The sequence below is a fragment of the Plantibacter elymi (nom. nud.) genome (genome assembly GCF_900177795.1).
GTDB lineage: Bacteria > Actinomycetota > Actinomycetes > Actinomycetales > Microbacteriaceae > Plantibacter > Plantibacter elymi.
The window spans coordinates 91,001-107,033 of sequence record NZ_FXWJ01000001.1 but is presented as its reverse complement, the minus strand read 5'-3'; the positions used below and the strand labels follow the sequence as shown (position 1 = coordinate 107,033).

The 16,033-nt window shown below is 61.6% G+C and carries 18 protein-coding genes; 8 read left to right on the top strand and 10 right to left on the bottom strand.

What is annotated here, in order from left to right:
- Nucleotides 1–165: 165 nt before the first annotated feature.
- Nucleotides 166–834, bottom strand: coding sequence for a hypothetical protein (locus CCK91_RS19460; RefSeq protein ID WP_133059900.1), 669 nt, complete (start codon nucleotides 832–834; stop codon nucleotides 166–168).
- 74 nt (nucleotides 835–908) lie between these two features.
- On the opposite strand from CCK91_RS19460, the gene CCK91_RS00555 reads away from it, so the two are divergent.
- From CCK91_RS00555 to CCK91_RS00545, 3 genes are all read left to right on the top strand, one after another.
- Nucleotides 909–1,124 carry a histone-like nucleoid-structuring protein Lsr2 gene (locus CCK91_RS00555; RefSeq protein ID WP_086472413.1) on the top strand — a complete coding sequence of 72 codons (216 nt, stop codon included), beginning with the start codon at nucleotides 909–911 and terminating at the stop codon, nucleotides 1,122–1,124.
- A gap of 44 nt (nucleotides 1,125–1,168) precedes the next feature.
- On the top strand, nucleotides 1,169–1,423 hold the full coding sequence (locus tag CCK91_RS00550) for a hypothetical protein (RefSeq protein ID WP_133059899.1): 255 nt from the start codon (nucleotides 1,169–1,171) through the stop codon (nucleotides 1,421–1,423).
- A gap of 110 nt (nucleotides 1,424–1,533) precedes the next feature.
- Nucleotides 1,534–2,214 carry a hypothetical protein gene (locus CCK91_RS00545; RefSeq protein WP_086472411.1) on the top strand — a complete coding sequence of 227 codons (681 nt, stop codon included), beginning with the start codon at nucleotides 1,534–1,536 and terminating at the stop codon, nucleotides 2,212–2,214.
- Nucleotides 2,215–2,293: 79 nt separating this feature from the next.
- On the opposite strand, the gene CCK91_RS00540 is transcribed toward CCK91_RS00545, so the two are convergent.
- Nucleotides 2,294–2,863: a hypothetical protein gene (locus CCK91_RS00540; RefSeq protein WP_086472410.1), complete on the bottom strand. Its 570-nt coding sequence runs from the start codon at nucleotides 2,861–2,863 to the stop codon at nucleotides 2,294–2,296.
- 106 nt (nucleotides 2,864–2,969) lie between these two features.
- On the opposite strand from CCK91_RS00540, the gene CCK91_RS19455 reads away from it, so the two are divergent.
- Nucleotides 2,970–3,275: a hypothetical protein gene (locus CCK91_RS19455; RefSeq protein ID WP_133059898.1), complete on the top strand. Its 306-nt coding sequence runs from the start codon at nucleotides 2,970–2,972 to the stop codon at nucleotides 3,273–3,275.
- 21 nt (nucleotides 3,276–3,296) lie between these two features.
- Here CCK91_RS19455 and CCK91_RS00535 read toward each other — a convergent pair whose 3' ends face one another.
- Both CCK91_RS00535 and CCK91_RS00530 read right to left on the bottom strand, forming a co-directional pair.
- The gene (locus CCK91_RS00535) at nucleotides 3,297–3,752 is read right to left on the bottom strand and encodes an FMN-binding protein (protein WP_086472409.1); all 456 of its coding nucleotides are present in this window, start codon (nucleotides 3,750–3,752) and stop codon (nucleotides 3,297–3,299) included.
- A 4-nt stretch (nucleotides 3,753–3,756) separates the two neighbouring features.
- On the bottom strand, nucleotides 3,757–4,632 hold the full coding sequence (locus tag CCK91_RS00530; protein WP_086472408.1) for an aldo/keto reductase: 876 nt from the start codon (nucleotides 4,630–4,632) through the stop codon (nucleotides 3,757–3,759).
- Nucleotides 4,633–4,718: 86 nt separating this feature from the next.
- On the opposite strand from CCK91_RS00530, the gene CCK91_RS00525 reads away from it, so the two are divergent.
- Nucleotides 4,719–5,618, top strand: coding sequence for a helix-turn-helix transcriptional regulator (locus CCK91_RS00525; protein ID WP_086472407.1), 900 nt, complete (start codon nucleotides 4,719–4,721; stop codon nucleotides 5,616–5,618).
- A 103-nt stretch (nucleotides 5,619–5,721) separates the two neighbouring features.
- Here CCK91_RS00525 and CCK91_RS19525 read toward each other — a convergent pair whose 3' ends face one another.
- On the bottom strand, nucleotides 5,722–5,892 hold the full coding sequence (locus CCK91_RS19525; protein WP_165766947.1) for a hypothetical protein: 171 nt from the start codon (nucleotides 5,890–5,892) through the stop codon (nucleotides 5,722–5,724).
- A 586-nt stretch (nucleotides 5,893–6,478) separates the two neighbouring features.
- On the opposite strand from CCK91_RS19525, the gene CCK91_RS00520 reads away from it, so the two are divergent.
- A complete protein-coding gene (locus tag CCK91_RS00520; protein ID WP_086472406.1) occupies nucleotides 6,479–7,402 on the top strand; it encodes a hypothetical protein in 924 nt (307 codons plus the stop codon).
- A 225-nt stretch (nucleotides 7,403–7,627) separates the two neighbouring features.
- Here the strand turns inward: CCK91_RS00520 and CCK91_RS00515 are convergent, their stop codons facing one another.
- From CCK91_RS00515 to CCK91_RS00505, 3 genes are all read right to left on the bottom strand, one after another.
- Nucleotides 7,628–8,710 (bottom strand): DUF4238 domain-containing protein, encoded by a 1,083-nt coding sequence (locus CCK91_RS00515; RefSeq protein WP_086472405.1) that lies wholly within the window; start codon nucleotides 8,708–8,710, stop codon nucleotides 7,628–7,630.
- A 151-nt stretch (nucleotides 8,711–8,861) separates the two neighbouring features.
- Nucleotides 8,862–9,569, bottom strand: a complete 708-nt coding sequence (locus CCK91_RS00510; protein ID WP_086472404.1) for a hypothetical protein — start codon at nucleotides 9,567–9,569, stop codon at nucleotides 8,862–8,864.
- Between the two features lie 2 nt (nucleotides 9,570–9,571).
- Entirely contained in the window at nucleotides 9,572–10,609 is a 1,038-nt protein-coding gene (locus tag CCK91_RS00505) for a ComEC/Rec2 family competence protein (RefSeq protein ID WP_086472403.1), read from the bottom strand.
- Between the two features lie 342 nt (nucleotides 10,610–10,951).
- Here CCK91_RS00505 and CCK91_RS00500 point away from each other — a divergent pair, with 342 nt between their 5' ends.
- Both CCK91_RS00500 and CCK91_RS00495 read left to right on the top strand, forming a co-directional pair.
- Nucleotides 10,952–12,238: an AAA family ATPase gene (locus CCK91_RS00500; RefSeq protein WP_165766946.1), complete on the top strand. Its 1,287-nt coding sequence runs from the start codon at nucleotides 10,952–10,954 to the stop codon at nucleotides 12,236–12,238.
- Nucleotides 12,239–12,320: 82 nt separating this feature from the next.
- The gene (locus CCK91_RS00495; protein WP_165766945.1) at nucleotides 12,321–12,920 is read left to right on the top strand and encodes an RloB family protein; all 600 of its coding nucleotides are present in this window, start codon (nucleotides 12,321–12,323) and stop codon (nucleotides 12,918–12,920) included.
- 753 nt (nucleotides 12,921–13,673) lie between these two features.
- Here the strand turns inward: CCK91_RS00495 and CCK91_RS00490 are convergent.
- Together CCK91_RS00490 and CCK91_RS00485 are read right to left on the bottom strand one after the other, a co-directional pair.
- Nucleotides 13,674–14,546 (bottom strand): SIR2 family NAD-dependent protein deacylase, encoded by an 873-nt coding sequence (locus CCK91_RS00490; RefSeq protein ID WP_086472400.1) that lies wholly within the window; start codon nucleotides 14,544–14,546, stop codon nucleotides 13,674–13,676.
- The gene (locus tag CCK91_RS00485) at nucleotides 14,543–15,604 is read right to left on the bottom strand and encodes a ParA family protein (protein WP_086472399.1); all 1,062 of its coding nucleotides are present in this window, start codon (nucleotides 15,602–15,604) and stop codon (nucleotides 14,543–14,545) included. Before CCK91_RS00485 ends, CCK91_RS00490 begins: the two co-directional genes overlap by 4 nt.
- Between the last annotated feature and the right edge of the window lie 429 nt (nucleotides 15,605–16,033).

The following is a 16,033-nucleotide window of genomic DNA, read 5'->3' as shown; positions in this document are numbered from 1 at the left end:
ACCTACAACCGCCGATCGCGGCGCAGTGCCCGCCCTGTCAGGCGGGCACTGCTGTTGAATCGAACCGTTGTACAGACCCCACAGGCCGGCGGCGCGGCCGCGGTCGAGCTCGGCTGCCGGCGACGTCGCGGGCCAGGAGGTATCCCACAAGACGGCCCGAGGAAACTACTGGGTCAAAAGATAGGTGATTCCGGCACCGAGGATGCCACCGAAAATGGTAGTTCCGATGAACCCGACGATGCTCCAGCCACGGTCTTCTCGGCGCTGGTAGACATCGGCGCGGTTCCGGCGGGTAACCCAAGTGCCAGTTCCGGGGGTGAGCGCCGCAAGCATGCCGCTGCCGATAGAAGGGGCAAATATCCACAGCAAGAGGAACGGGTTCAGACCAAAAAACCACGTCGTGGGAACGACGAATGAGGCGAGGACTGCGGTGCCGGCCAGCACAATGGAGCGGCTTCGGGAAATCTCTAGCCAGACACGCTCCCATCCCGTTGCTTTGTGTTGGCCAAGGAATCCTATTACCGCAGTTCCAAACGCCTGTGTTACGGCAGAGCCATCGGTCGAGGTCACCCGTGCCCGGGTCGGCTGGAGATCGATGGAAAACTCGGGGTTGCGCGTCTTGATTGCCAGATCCCGCAGTTCTTTGCCAGACAACGAGGAAATGTCCTGGCCTGCATCCATCTCCACGTTGTTGCCCGAAACGAGGGCTGCTGTAGCCCCTTTATCGCGGATGAGCTTCAAGAGTGCATCGACGTCATCGCGATAGAGCCGTATGCGGGGAGCTAGATCGAAGAAAGTCCAAATCGAGCTTGGCGCTGAGCGACGAACTGCCACGTTTTCATCCTGTTCTGGTGGGTGTTTTCCATCACCTTATTGGAGGTTCTTCTCGACCGCGTAAGAATGAACATATGGCACAGCGCACGATCATTACGCTCGTCGACGACCTCGACGAAACCGACCTCGAGCGCGGATCTGGCGAGACGATCCGGTTTGGCGTCGACGGCCGCGACTATGAGATTGACCTCAGCGACGACAATGCTGCCGCGCTCCGTGAGGCGCTGCACCCATACACGGAGGCCGGTCGACGGATCGTGCCGACCCGTCCACATCGACGCCGCCGGTAGAGTGCGATGACGGGCCGGGGGTCGGCCCAGATAAGGGGGGCGTCATGACAGGTGCAGACAACGGGAAGCACAACAACGTGCGACAGACTGCCGCACAGGCGGCAAGAGTGTTCATGGTTCTCAACGCCGCGCGCATCGGCAAGGTGCCCACTGCGGTCCTCGAAGCAGCGGCAGCGTACGAAGATGCCGTGTATCAAGAGGCCGTCCTCGGAGGGTCGGCACTGACTAAGGCCACGGATGAACTGTGGGACGCGTTCGATGCGCTCGACTTCTCAGCGCTCGACCTTGGGCGAGAGTAGTTATCCACAGAGGAAACGCCCAGACTGCCATAATCATAATTATCGGGCATATCCTCGGTGAGTTATCCACAGGTCGGCGCGACCTAAATTGAGCCAGAAATGAGACGCAGATGACTCCGCTTCCTCGGCCAGAAAAGGGCGGCTTCATCGCCCGCATCGGACGACGTTTCGGCACCGAGCAGGTCGTGGTCATTCACGAAGGAGTCCGGCACGAGTTGGAAGCTCAGGTGCAGGCGCACAGCGCGTTCTTCGATATCACCGCTCCCGTCCATGACGGCGACACCATGGAGCTGAGTGACCCGCGCAGCACCACGGGTGGCACGCGCACCGTTTACGTCACGACCACCGATGTGAACAAGGCACCGAGCAACATGCCCTCGCACGCGTCCCATATCGAGGCGAAGTTCACCACGAGTCCGCCGCGGCCGGTTGCGCCTGCGCAGCACGTGCACGGCGACCAGTACGTCATCACTGGCTCCCAGAGCGTCAACATTGTCACCCGAGGTGGCACGCTCAACCAGACCTCGACCGTGACATCAGGTTACGAGGAGCTGGCGCAGAAGATCCAGCAGGCGATTGACGCCCTCAGTGCGGCCGATGATCTGGACGACGACGAACGAGAAGCCGGCCGCGAAGCTGCGAGCACCGTGCTCGAGGAGATCGTGCAGGCTGAGCCGAACCAGCGCAAGGTGAAGGGTGCACTCGCCACACTGCGGGGCGTGCTCGGATCGGCCGCGAACGCAGGCGCCGGTGCACTCGCTACCGCGCTAGTCACGCAACTGTTCATTTGAAGCGTGGTCGATGAAGCGCTAGGTCACGATGTCCGGTTCGCAGAACTGGCCGCGCGTCTAAGAGCCGCCGCCGTCGCCGTCATTTTGCAGCGTTGCGATCGAGCTCGTCGCGCAAACGCTGGTTGAGCAGGTCGGCCGTCTCGGAGGCCGACTCCATCAGTTCTTGAAAGCGGTGCTCCTGCACCACCAGGGCAGACTCTTTGCTCAGGTCCGACCAATCGAGCGGCGGCATCGAGTAGGTGCTACACAGGTTGGAGAAAGCGTCGAGCTGTTCTCTAAGCTCAGCGTTGGTAACGCGCGCAATGCTGTGGCTGAACTCGACGGAGTTGGCGAAGTCTTCAGGGTCCTCGGTCGGGAGCATCCGGTACCCACCATGACTCTCGATGGTTTGGCGATCCTGTTGAATGATCAGGAAGGTCCTTCGTGCCATCCTCCGGGTGAGTTCTTGCAGCGAGAGCAACGTAGTGAGCTGAAACTCGTGGCGCTCATCTTCGAGCACTACGGCCCTCGCTCGCTCGGCATCGCGCTGTGCGCGTTCGTCCTCCTCTTTCGCTTGGCGGCGTTGCATGCGAGCCGCGAGCGTGAAGCCTCCGAAAGAACCCGCCAGCGCACCAACTGTGGTGATGAGAGCGGCTACAACTTCTGACATGCACGCAGACTATCGGGCCCCTCTGACGGTGCCGACGGTTCCAGCGAGGGCGTCACGAGGGTGACTGACGTCTCTGAATGTCGGCGCGAGCCGGTACCGTCACGGCATGGATACTGCCGCTCGGAACACCGCTCACACGCTGCTCGATTTCTACTCCGGATACACCGGTGCCGAGTCGGATGAAGCCAGGACTCGGACCTTCAACACATCGATGGAAAAACTCAACCAAGACGGAGCAATAGGCGCGGTGCTGAGCGACCAGGACGAGGTGTCCTTGGACGTAACGCCGCTGCTGCTCGCCTCCTCAGCCAGCTACGAGTGGTTCTTCTCCCAACTCACTGCGGCAACGGGCAAAGACGCATCTGAGTTGAGCTTCGAACTGCGAGAGTTCATCGATTCACTGAAGGACTAGATCAACACCATAGCTCTCGAACTAGTCGGCAATGGCGTCGGCTCGAACCTTTGCGAGGGCATCCATAAATCCTTCGGAGCAGCCGCTCGCTCCGGCGAGCCGGTCGACGTCGAGGTCTGCGAGTTCTCGGCCGATGATCGCGGCAGGGAGCGCGGCGGTGAAGCGCTGCTGGTAGCCGAGGGAGGTCTCGTCTTCGGCGGGCGTGGTGATGGTGACCGCGGTCACCGTGTCACCGGCGATGGACAGGGTCACATCCTGGTGCGATGGGAGCGACCCGTACCAGCCGGTCGCCGTGTAATCGCCGTCCTTATAGTCGGGGGTTGCGGGGGTCTGCATGCTGTCCTGTTGCGGGCCGGCCACACGACTCGGCGACGGATCCGCTTCGCCCGCGCAGCCGCTGACGGCGACGACCACCAGCGCGCCGCCGACGAACGTCGTGACTGTGCGGCCGGACTGAAGCGCATTGGTGATCGTCATACGATCAGGCGTCGGGGATGTCGCGGCCGAACGTTTCGAGGGTGACGGCCTCCGGCTCGGGTCCTCCGCGGACGCCGGTCTCGAGGGCGTCGATCTGCGCGAGTTCGTCGTCGGTGAGTTCGAAGTCGAACACGTCGATGTTTTCGGCGATGCGCTCGGGCTTGGTGGACTTCGGGATGACCTGACGGCCTTCCTGAATGTGCCAGCGGAGCATCACCTGAGCGGCCGACTTCCCGTACTTCTCACCGATCGCGAGGATGACCGGCTCATCGAAGCTGCGGCGTTCAGAGTCGCGGTAGGCGGTGATGCCGCCGATCGGGGACCACGCCTGCGTGAGAATGCCGTGCTCAGCGCCGAACGCCTGGACCCCACGCTGCTGGAAGTACGGGTGGACCTCGATCTGGTTGACGGTCGGGACGACGATCGTCTCGTCGATGAGGCGGGTCAGGTGCTCGACCATGAAGTTGCTGACGCCGATCGCCCGCACCTTGCCGTCTGCGAGCAGCTGCTCCAGCGCCCGGTACGCGCCGAGGGTCTGCTCGAACGCGGTCGGGAGCGCCTGGTGGAGGATGAGGAGGTCGATCTGCTCGACGCCGAGCTTGCCGGCGCTCTTGGTGAAGGAGTGAATGGTCTCGTCGTATCCGAAGTCGCTGATCCAGATCTTCGTCTCGATGAAGACCTCGTCGCGGTCGATGCCGGACGCGGCGATCGCGTCGCCGACGCCACGCTCGTTCGCGTAGGCGGCGGCGGTGTCGATGTGGCGGTAGCCGGCCTCCAGGGCAGCGGTGACCGCGGTGGTGGTCTCATCCGGCGGGGTCTGGAAGACGCCGAACCCGAGAGCTGGGATGACGACGCCGTTGTTCAGAGTGAAAGTGTCCATGTCCCGACGCTACGAGGGGACCTGCGGAGGGTGGGAGTTCCTGCCGGTACCTCCCAGAACCACCCGGGCCGACGTAGCGTTGCAGCGTGGATACCAAAGCGCAGGTGCAGGAGTTCCTGACCACCCGACGGGCGAAACTGACGCCACGGGAGGCCGGGCTCCCCGAGATGGGCGGTCAGCGCCGGGTCGCCGGCCTGCGCCGCGAAGAGGTCGCGATGCTTTCCGGCGTCAGCGTCGACTACTACGTCCGCCTCGAACGCGGCAACCTCTCCGGCGTCTCCGAGAGCGTGCTCGAAGCGCTCTCCCGTGCACTGCAACTCGACGAGGCCGAGCACGCCCACCTCCTCGACCTCGCGCACGCAGCGAATGCGTCACCCGCCGCGCGCCGACGAACGCCCGCGAACCGGGTACGGCCGCCGATCCAACGACTCCTCGACAGTATGAGCGCCCCCGCCGTCGTCCGGAACGGCCGATCCGACCTGCTCGCCACCAACACCCTCGGCCGGGCCCTCTACGCGCCGATGTTCATCGACCCGGCCGGGACACCGAACTCCGCCCGGTTCACGTTCCTTGACCCGCGCTCGAAGGACTTCTATCCCGATTGGGACCGCCTCGCTTCCGACCTCGTCGCCTCACTTCGCGGAGAAGCCGGCCGACGCCCCTACGACAAACGCCTCACCGACTTGATCGGCGAACTCTCCACCCGGAGTGAGGACTTCCGCATCCGCTGGGCCGCGCACGATGTGCACTCCCATCGCACCGGTAAGAAACGCATCCACCACCCGATCGTCGGTGACGTCGAGCTCACGTTTGAGTCCATGGACCTCACCGCCGACGAAGGGCTCAGCCTCGTCGCCTACGGCACCGAACCGGGTTCCGCCTCGGAACAGGCAATCGCGTTGCTCGCAAGCTGGGCAGCGACCCAGGAGCAGACCCGGCAGACTGTCCGTCGCCCGCTGCGGTGGGAACGCCGCGGTAGCGTTTGAGCGGAGCGCTGCTAGCTCGACATAACGGAGATTTTCGGTTCAGAATCTGGGTAGACATCCACAGGCGGGGCGGCTCACGAGCCGCCCCGTTTCTTCGTCCGTCCTAGTTGTTCTCGGCGTCGGCCAGGATGCGGAGCTGACCCTCGTGAGCCTGCTTCATCCCCTCCGCGAATCGCCTCAGCTCCGCGTTGTCGAACGTGTTGAGCACGGCGTCGGCCGCGGCGATTCCTTCGAGCGCCTCGGCCCGCTGCTTCTTGATTTCGTCTGGGTTCATGCAGCAAATCTGGCACAGAGTGGTTGTTAGGCGGGCGTGTCAGTTTTCGGCGTCACGGTCGGAGGCGACGAAGTGCCAGAACTCCTGGCGGTCGTGGAGCTGCTGATACGCGGCTGCTGAGTGGGGGCGACGCTCGGCGTTGAGGCGCACGTCATCCGCCGTCGCGGGATTCTTGGGACCACGAGGGCGAGCCACAATCGATCGTCGGGGGTGTTCATCGTCACACCCGAGGGCAATGATCAGACCCTGTCAGCGTGGCCAACCGGCGACAGTCTCGCCAATCGTCATGTCACCTCGTTAGCCGCTGTTTTCTTCGGACGACTCTACACAGAGGCGTAATTCTTCTCCTTCTCGAAGGGATGGCACCACCGTCGAGAACGCGTACGGTGGAAGTGTGCCCAGCAGAACGTGCTTCGCCTGCGAGACCCACTCGTTACGGTGCGTGCAGCGCCCGTCAGGGTCTGCGATCACGAAGGCTCAGCGGCTTCCTGAGCGGTTCAGTTGGTGTGTCGGATTCGCCAACGGGCGCGCGGAGAATGTCCGACGGTAGCTCGATGGGGTAGACGGCACGAGTAGATTCACTCATGTGAGGTACTTCCACGAGGATGAGTTTGATGAGCTTCTAGCCCCCCGTCCCGACAGCGATCTGTTGTGGCACTACACAGACGCCGCTGGGGTGCTGGGGATCCTCGAATCGCGGGCGCTGCGCTTGAGCTCGGTGCGGATGATGAACGACTCCGGCGAGATGAGCTACGGGCTCCTAATGATTCGTAGGAGATTGGAGGCGCGTCGGGACGCTCATCAGGTCGACCCTGCGATCGTCGCTCAGATCGAGGGATTTCTTGGGCGAGCACCACAGAGCACGGATGAATGGTTCGTCGCGTGTGCGTCCACTCAGAAGGACGCTCTGAGTCAGTTCCGGGGTTATGGCGGGTACGCGGTAGCAATTAATGCCGGCATGGCGTTGAGAGCGAAAATGCCCGAGTCGCGCGTGGAGGACGGTTACTTCGTGGACATGAACGAAGTCGACGCCGACGAAAGTCTGGAAGCAGGTTGGCGTCGCGTACTGTACAGCGGCGCGGAAGTAAAGGCTCACATTGATCGCTTGCTCGACGTGCTCGTAAAGCAGTGCGACGACTGGCCGGGCGAGGACGGGCATGACTCTGTGTCCTATGCGGAAGCGCTCGCAGTTGAGCGGGTGACAGTTTGCGCGGCCTTCGTGAAACACCACGGTTTCCAAGAGGAACGGGAGGTGCGCATCTTCTCCCGTCTTCCGCTGAGTAACAGTGCCATCAATCTCCGAGTCGGACGATTTGGCATCACCCCGTACATCGAAGCGGAGGTAAATCCGCGTCCCGGAGCTAGTATCCCAACGTTCTTGCATGACGTTCGAGTAGGTCCTGTCGGCACAGACCAGGCCTCCGCACTCTACGGCGTGCAGCGGGCAGCGCAAAAGCTCGGTTACAACAATCTGGCTCCGAGCGCGGTCGATCTACCCTTCCGCGAGTAACAGGTGGAGGAGTGCATGCCGGTAATTTGCGAATAGTCACCACCTCAGAGCCAATGCTATTCAGGCCTTGGGTCGACCGGGGCCAGGCTGGGAGGACGTCCAGCCTGATCGATGCTCCGTGAAAACCGCAGGGAGCGAGTTCGCACAGGTCAGGGCAACGACTGAACGCGTACAGATGCCGTGAGACGTCGCTCCGACTGTCCTGTGGTCCGCGAACGGATCAGGCTACTGATCGTCGTCAGGTTCCATCCATTCAAATACTCGATCGGGGATGGGCCAGACGAGGTTCGCGATGCTGAAGCCCCCTGGCTCGGCCGGCTCCGCATCGTCTCGCGCCGGCGGTGGGTACCCCTCCGCGTCGGGCAGGATCAAGCTGTTGTCCCCGACGGTCAGTTCGGTGGGGCGCGGTTGGGGAAGCTCACCGCCGAACCAGGCAACCGGGTCGTCATCTGGGTGGTGGTAGATCGCTTCACGCGCGTTCTGAATGGTCTGAGCGTTCAGTGTTCGCGCTTCGTCTGCGCTGCCGGGACCCATGACATCCGGGCCCGCATGGCCGTCGCCGGTGAAAATGATGATGCCGCGGTGTCGCGAGAGGGCAAGGCCGAACGCGTGCGCGTTGCCGAGCCCAACCCCACGCCAATCCGGAGCTTCGGGGTCCGCCATCAGAAAGACCGGATGGTCCCCTGCGACAAGAGGATTCTCGGTGAAATCCACGATCATCCAACGTCCATCGACCAGGCGCTGCGTGGTGGACGGGAGCAGCTCGAAGATGTTGAGGAGGTGGTTCTCGGCCCTGACCCGTGACGTGGGTCCACCGGGCTTGGTGAGGTCTTCCCATTCCGCCTCGAGGCGTGCCGCAGAGATGGCAACACCCTCGCGTTCCTCGATGAAGTTCCGCAGTCCTCTTTTTCCGACCACCCCGACGACCATGCGGACCATCGCCGAATGCAGCTCGTCGCGTTGTCTGCGAATGGCGGGCGAGCGGACGTATTGCAGCGCGATCCACGCAGCCAGCGCATCCCGTTGGTCCCCGTCGGGGAAGACGACCGGCGTGCTCAGGAGCCCCCGAAGCGCGCTCGATGCCGGCGCCTCAATCTCGTTGAACATCGTCTCTGCTGCATCAGACACGGTGCCATCCTCGAACTCCACCGTGTAGTAGTCGTTGTTCACCGTGGCGTCGTTGACGACCATTCGATGTGAGTACGTCCCTGGTAGAACCGTTCTCGTCAGATACCGCTCATCCGCCGCGAAACCCTTCAGGTAGAACCTCGAAACGACATGTTGTCTGCGAACTCTCGTCTGCCCCATGGGAGCAGGCTACCGACGGGTGCGCCTACTCGACCTCGAATAGATGCGTCGCCTGTCCAGCGGTGACGAACCGCGAGGGGGACCGGAACAGCTCAGCCCGAGGCGGATCGGGTTGGGCTGCTCCGGTCCCACTCTGCTCACGAGCGTCACTTCACCGCGCTGCACTTGTGGACTGAGCATCGAGCACTGTGAAGAATCGATCGCTGAACGTGTCGGCTTGTTCCGCTACCCAGCTGTCCTTGACGTACACCATCCAGAAACCGAGGATCGTGCTTTGGATCAGAAACGCTGGCAGAAGAGCTGCCGGGTCTGGCTGGAGGAATAGCCAGGCCGCGACGGAGCCTACGATGCTGATGGCGGCAAGGAGGATGCCGAACGGCTTCAGCCCCCGGAAATTGCGACGCATCCCGTACGAGGCGTTCTCCGCCTGGAGCACGGGAGCGTCGCGTCCGTCGGCCCTGATCATCGAGATCGCCGTTCGTGTGGCGTCTGCGTAGCGCAAGTCGCTAGCGGCACCGTCGGATTCTTCGTCGGCGGATGGGAGGCGGTGTCCCGTACGCGCCTCCACGGCTTCCCGGCGCCGGTGCGTTCGCCCATCCGCGTTACGCCAGCGGAGCGCTCTTGTGGTCGGGAGACCATCCCAAATCTCGATGAGGCGTCGTTCGCATGCGAGCCCGCGGGACCGAACGATTTCTGCTGCGGGCACCATCAGGATCGCGGCTGCAGCGCCGGGTGTTGCAGTGAGCAGCCCGAGGTCCAGCTGCAGGACCGCGAACGTCAGCAACGCGATGGGGAACACTGCGACGGCGACAGGCAGCCATCTTGCCTTGATGGCGTAGGCGTCGAGCGAACTCTGCACGGCTATTCTTCCTCGAGCGGACCGATGGGTGCCACGCTGCTCCACCCAGGACGCGGTGTGCTGCTCAGGCAGAGCGTCCTGCCTTCGGTAGCCGACACGTGAGCGCCGCGTCGTCCCAGAGCGTTCGTCACCTTGCTTGAGGGGTGCTTCTCGGATGCCTTCGCGCTGCTCACGACCGCGCTGACTTCGGGAACGTGCGGGTGATCGGGAGTGCCGAGGATGCGGTCGAGGATCGCCGGCCCGAGGTTGTGGTGGCTGCCGTGGTGCGGCGCCTGGAACAGGAACAGGGGCGCCGTCGAGAACGCACCGTAGGCTCCTTCGTACTCCAATGCCGCGCCTTCCAGGGCGGAGATGCCGCTGTCGCCGGTGAGCATGAAGCGCCTGTCATCCGCAACGATCGCGCTGATGACGGACGTGTTGTTTCGGGCGCTGGTGTCGTCCGTGTCCGTCAACGTCTCGGACGGGAACCAGTTCAGTACCCGCTTGACGAGCTTGGTGGCGCTCGCAATGAGCGTAGAACCGGCCCAGCCGGAGGCGCTGAGGCTGACAGAAGTGACCTCGTCCAGCGATCGTGACAGCTGCACCCGGTAGTACTCCTCCGTCGGACCGAGGACCCTGAATGCTCCCCCGAACCGGGTCACCCCGGCGAAGGGTTCCGTGACGGTGACGCCCCTGCTTGTCGCCAGGTCGAACAGCTGAACGATTTTCTCGTAGTTTCCCCACGACGCAGCGCGCGTGTCATGTTTCCACGGGAGATGCATCATCAGCTCTTTCACATCACAGGCCTCGAGCACTCCGATGAGTCCGTTGATGTGGTCCGTGTCGGGGTGAGTGGACACCATCAGGTCGATACTCCGGGCCCCGTGGTACGTGTCGAGGTGTTCGATCACCTGATCGGCCACTGGCGTGAAACCCGCATCGACGACAACCACAACAGGGCTGAAAGTGGCGGGGTCGGTGAACTTGGCGACGATGGCATCGCCGCTCTTGGATGAGCTGCCGTCTTCGTTCTCGACGGGCAAAAAGTCAATTTCGTACACTGGTCAGTCCTTTGCTGGATGAAGCCCGCGGTGGGGCTGTTGGCGAAGGCAGATCGACCCGAAGCCCGCAGGCGTCAGCAAGGACCCATGAGAAGGTCCTAGAGTGAAGGAGTCCGTCCAAGACACCTCAACCCCGATCCACCGGAAGACGCTCACCGTCACCGGTAGGATCGGGGTTTTGCGTCCCCTCCAGATCCGGTGTTGCCGATTCCGGAGGCGATTCCGTCAGTTTACCACAAGAACACGCCTGAAACCCGGAACTGATCCGCGCAGGTCTCGATTTTTGTCAGAAGTGTGTAAAAATTGATGCGAGGCCCCCGGAAGGGGCGTTATGGAGGACACATGCTGATCGACTTCACCGTGAGCAACTTCCGGTCGCTCCGCGACCGCCAGAACCTGAGCATGTACCGGAGCGCTCGGACTTTGAAAGTTGCGCGGGCGGAGGAGGATCCGTGGTTGCGTCCGGACGTCTCGCCGGTCGCGGCCATCTACGGGGCGAACGCGGCGGGAAAATCGTCGGTACTCGACGCACTGGGGTTTGTTTCTCGCGCTGTCGAGGACAGTTATGCCAGGTGGGATGCAGACGGCGGCGTGCCCCGGCAGCCGTTCAAGCTCGACCGCCAACACCGGACCATGCCCACGGAGTTCGACATCGAGTTTCTCGCTGCCGACGGGAACGAGTACAGGTACGGATTTGCTGTCGACGACGAGCGCGTCCTCAGCGAATACCTCCATGTGTATAGGACGCGTCGTCGATCCATCCTGTTCGAACGCGAACGGGACAGCTACAAGTTTGGCGACTCGTTCCGCGGACCCGCGTCCCTGCTGCGAGAGACCACGCGGCCGAACGCGCTCTTCTTATCCGCCTCCGCCGCGGCGCGACTCGAGGCCACCGAACCCGCACATGACTGGCTCACCGAGCGACTGAGCTTCTACCACGCCACCGGATTCCCGGCCGAGCACAACAGGATCAAGCGGCTCCTGGCGCGGGACGCAGACTTCGCTGACCAGATCACTGACTTCATGCGGCAACTCGACCTCGGCGTCCAAAGCGTGTCTGTCGTGAAGCAAGAAATGGATCCAGAGGAACGCGAACGAATCCGACAGATTATCGATGCGCGGGACGATGAACTACTGACCTTCGACGACGTCATCGGCACCTTCGAGACAGAGCTGCAGCTGTCACATCAGGGTGATGGTGAGCGTTTCGAATTGCCGTTCAACGTGGAGTCCGACGGAACTCAGGCACTCATTTCGTTCGCCTCGGTAGCCATCCGCGCCCTTGCCGAGGGAACCGTTTGCGTCGTCGACGAGATCGACAGCAGCCTTCATCCGCTCATGGTCGCCGAGCTCATAGCTGTGTTTGCGGATGCCCGCGTCAACCGGAAACAGGCACAGCTCATCATCACGACTCACGACGTATCGCTCCTGCGGCCCGGAACAAAGCTTGAAAGTGACGCGGTCTGGGTTGTCGAGAAAAACGCGGTAGGGGCATCCGACCTCATCCCGATCCGAGACTTCGGGCTCCCCCGGAAGGACGAGAACCTCGAACGCGCATATCTCACAGGGCGCTACGGGGGCTTGCCGATGTCCTCCCTGGTCAACTCGATGCTCGAAGCGCGCGGTTAGTCGACTCATGGGAAAGGACTCTCCTCGCGCAAGCCGGCGCGGACGTGCTCCGAGGCGAGAACGCCACAAGCGGGTACTGGTCGTGACCGGTGGGGTCAAAACGGAGCCCGAGTACCTCGCCCACATCAACACGCAGGTGCGAAGTGCCGGACTGGCGGTCCAGGTTGCCAAGTCCGGGAAGGATCCCGTGCGTCTCGTTGACGAAGCGATCCGACGCGCTCATGAAGAGGCCAGACAAGCGAAGATGGCGGGCGATGCGGCCAACGTCTTTGATGAGGTCTGGGTGATGTTCGACGTCGATGACTTCGCCAACTCGATTCCCGAGGCACTCGCGCATGCCGAAAACGCCGGCGTTCGGTGTGCCATGTCGAACCCCTGCTTCGAACTCTGGCTGCTCTGGCACGTACGGGACAGTGCAGGACACCTAGCTACGAAGGATGCTCAGCAAAAGGCCATCGCCGCGGGCGCAGCGACCGGTCACGGCGGCAAGGCCGTCGGGCTGTCGACGATCCAGGGCAATTACGGGGCGGCACGCGCACGAGCTGAGCAGGCCCGGGCTACGCACACGGCTGCGGGACGAGTCTTCCCCCACGACAATCCGCGCTCAGACGTCGATCTGTTCATCGAGTACCTCATCGAAGCAGGTAAGGCATCCCGTCCCGACGAAACGATACATCTATAGGCCCCTAGGTGTTGTTCGGGAGATCAACAGCGTTTGTGCGATTGGTTCAGATCCCCACCGCAAGCGCACGGAACTAGCTGAGCCGCGTTTGCGTCCGTCGCGAAAACTCGCAGGAGATCACTACCATCGCATCCAGCCAGGTGAGGATGTGGTGGCTGACCTCACCGCCTTCGCGAATCATTGAGATCCGTTGGATCTCAATCTGCTCGCGTGCGACTGACGATCACAAATAGGCGGCGTCGTTGTCGAGGCAAACCAGGCTCCCGGTGCCGCGCCAGACCCGGAGAACTGAACCTCGGTGACTCGCGTAGCTATTTGGGAAGTCCGCCGGTCAAGCTGAGAGTGCTGAGGGCCCCCACTTTCCTCCCTTGGCGAATGCCTCTGGCTGGCGATGTATCCCGCCGTTTCGCTCCGACATCCGCTCAGAGGAGGTGGTCGCACCCCAGCCTGTGATGATGTTCTCCTCTCCAGAAGGACCGAGCGCCGATCTTCTTCGATGCTCGTGGAGGCGCGCCCGACTGGGCGCGGCGTCGAATGGAGAGCCGGCGGGCGTCCACCGGCCCGACGAGATCGACGTCACACGCAGTGCTGCGCATCTCTGCAGACGCGCACGGCCAGTGGCGTCACCGAACACAGCTCGGATACTGGCTTGAAACGGAACTGAGCCACGACCGAAGAACCCTGGGGACTCGAAGGCTATCGTCGCACCGGGGGGGGTACCAACTATGATATCGCGCCTGCCCATGAGCATCGCTACACGCGATTTGCCTCAACGAGCTGCGCAAGCGAGGCCATTTGCGCAAGCATCTCGGCGTGATCGCCGTTGTCGTTGTCGTACTCGAGGAGAGTGATATTGAATGCGTTCTTGAGAGAACGAATTTCGCTGGAATGGCGACCCTTTGCTACTAGGGCGTAGTGAGGGGCCGTAGATTGTGCGGTGAAGGCCGAATCTTCAAGCAGTAGATCTATATCGGGATCGCCATTGAATCCGCAGCCCACGAACAACATGGTTCGTGTAAGCATCAATGCGCTCACCACCCGGAAGAAATTGGCATGCTCATATTTTGCGAGCGAGTATTGGGATCTCGAAAGCACAATGTCGCGCGGTTTCTCAATCGTTCCATGAAGTTTGAGGAGCATACGGCGATCAGAACGAAGATTGTCGACGACATCGGACTCCTTATAATAGGAGACCATGAGTGGTGATTTGGAGCCGCTCAACGGTTCATTGAGATCAATCTCCCAGAACCGCTCATACATTCGATCATAGTTAGTCGTCATTACCACGGATTGATCGATCAGGTTGACCGACTCGTAAAGAGAACTAGGTCGAATTGTGTTATCCAAGAAAATCTCTATGAGACGAGAATGCAGCGTTGGCGGGGCCACGTTATCGACCACGATTTGCGCCGCATCAAGCAGTCGAGATCGCGACATTGCTTCGTCGAATGCGATCCTATCCTTCCCAGCGAGACCACGTGCGAGTTTCTTGAGTAGCGCAGTCCAGTTGGGTTGGCGTGAGCCGGAGTTGGATACGCAGCTCGCAGACGCTCCGGCTCCCAGAAAGATCACGCCTCGTCGTTGTGAGAGCGCTTGGACAAGGTCGTCGGGCCAGAAGTCACTCATGAACTGAGGCAATTCTGGGTGAGACGGGCTCCGACATTATTTATGAGTTCTGTGTAGCTGCGCTGTTGGCTGTATTGCCCGCCAGCGAGGCCGTCCCTGGATGTCAGTGCGGCGAGCGGCGTATTGGCGCTCTGAGCGAGAGGAACCAGGCTCCTCAGGTTGGGGACATCGCCCAGTTTCAATGCTTCGACGTCGAGCCCAGGAATCGCGAGGTCGTGAAGGTGTCGTTCAACCTGAGATGGGATTTGATTCAGAATTTGGTCGTATGCAACGGTCGCCCGTCTTTCCCCGCGGATGGTCACCGTCGAGTACTGCTGGACGGTGAATCCGGCAAATCCTTTGTCAACTCTGAGTTGCTCCGGGACGGAGTACCTCTCTACCGCTCCAGGATTGTTTGTTTGGCATAGCTGAACGCCCTGCATGTATAGCCGAGACCAGTGGCCCAGCCACTCGGCAATATTGCGGAGCGCCACGATGCTGAATATGTCAGCGCCCATTGGCGTAACAAAGTAGTCGGACGCCGCCAAGACCGAACGGTTCAGCGCTCCTAGCGAAGGCCCGAGATCAAACAGGATGACGTCGTATTCTGTCTCGAGCGGTTCGATAAGCTTGTTCAGCCAGAGCGTCTTACGCAGTCCATCAATGTCCCCGGATGTCGCGGAAAGGAACCACTGGCCGAGTTTGTCTTCGAAGACTGACATCCGTGGATGGCCGGGAATGATATCCACTGCGAATCGGTTCATGGCTGCCGGTACGGGTGTGACTGGGGAAGTCGAGCCTTCGCCCTCCTCCAAAGGTCGCACGGCGTCATAGATTGTCTCTACGTTCGTGACATCGCCCCAAAGATCCGAAATTTCGTCGCCAAGTGCCTCTTCTGGCCAGTACAGGTGGGCGCATTGCTCTGGTGTGAGAAGCAGTTGAGTTGAGTTGCACTGCGGATCGAGATCCACGATAAGCACTCTCTTCTCTTCCACCGAGGCGAGGTAATGTGCAAGATTGCAAACAAGCGTCGTTTTTCCGACACCGCCCTTATTATTGAAGAATGCGATCGACTTCATTTGCCCCACCCTCGGTCACACGACCGCAGCGGCGCGGTCTCGATGAGCATGCGGGAGAAGAGTTGGAGTTGTCAAATTTTGCTGGCCTCCAATTGATTCCTTTGAAACGCTTCGAGTTGGGGGTGTGCCCATGGTGACGAGCTCGAGAGCTGATACTTAGGTGTTGAACGGGCTCGATGAGCATGCACCGCGGTGCCTGCTTTGCGACATGCGGGCGCGCTTCTGGCAACGGCGTTTTCCGCTGTCGGCTCTCGCAAACAGAAATACTAGCTCGTAGGTGCTTATCCAAACATCAAACTGCCATATAACCCGTCGGTGAGAACCAAGTGCCGTCGGATCGGTTGAGATAGCCCCTGACCGGGGCGTGCGCGGCGACGGCTGGTCCTCTCGAAGGCGTCACAGCCGGAGCAGACCGGGGCCAACGTGGAT

Bases quoted from the DNA above. Each gene is read 5' to 3' on its own strand.
- CCK91_RS00555 (WP_086472413.1), top strand. From the start codon at position 909: ATGGCACAGCGCACGATCATTACGCTCGTCGACGACCTCGACGAAACC.
- CCK91_RS00550 (WP_133059899.1), top strand. From the start codon at position 1,169: ATGACAGGTGCAGACAACGGGAAGCACAACAACGTGCGACAGACTGCC.
- CCK91_RS00545 (WP_086472411.1), top strand. From the start codon at position 1,534: ATGACTCCGCTTCCTCGGCCAGAAAAGGGCGGCTTCATCGCCCGCATC.
- CCK91_RS00540 (WP_086472410.1), bottom strand. From the start codon at position 2,863: ATGTCAGAAGTTGTAGCCGCTCTCATCACCACAGTTGGTGCGCTGGCG.
- CCK91_RS19455 (WP_133059898.1), top strand. From the start codon at position 2,970: ATGGATACTGCCGCTCGGAACACCGCTCACACGCTGCTCGATTTCTAC.
- CCK91_RS00535 (WP_086472409.1), bottom strand. From the start codon at position 3,752: ATGACGATCACCAATGCGCTTCAGTCCGGCCGCACAGTCACGACGTTC.
- CCK91_RS00530 (WP_086472408.1), bottom strand. From the start codon at position 4,632: ATGGACACTTTCACTCTGAACAACGGCGTCGTCATCCCAGCTCTCGGG.
- CCK91_RS19525 (WP_165766947.1), bottom strand. From the start codon at position 5,892: ATGAACCCAGACGAAATCAAGAAGCAGCGGGCCGAGGCGCTCGAAGGA.
- CCK91_RS00515 (WP_086472405.1), bottom strand. From the start codon at position 8,710: ATGGGGCAGACGAGAGTTCGCAGACAACATGTCGTTTCGAGGTTCTAC.
- CCK91_RS00500 (WP_165766946.1), top strand. From the start codon at position 10,952: ATGCTGATCGACTTCACCGTGAGCAACTTCCGGTCGCTCCGCGACCGC.
- CCK91_RS00490 (WP_086472400.1), bottom strand. From the start codon at position 14,546: ATGAGTGACTTCTGGCCCGACGACCTTGTCCAAGCGCTCTCACAACGA.
- CCK91_RS00485 (WP_086472399.1), bottom strand. From the start codon at position 15,604: ATGAAGTCGATCGCATTCTTCAATAATAAGGGCGGTGTCGGAAAAACG.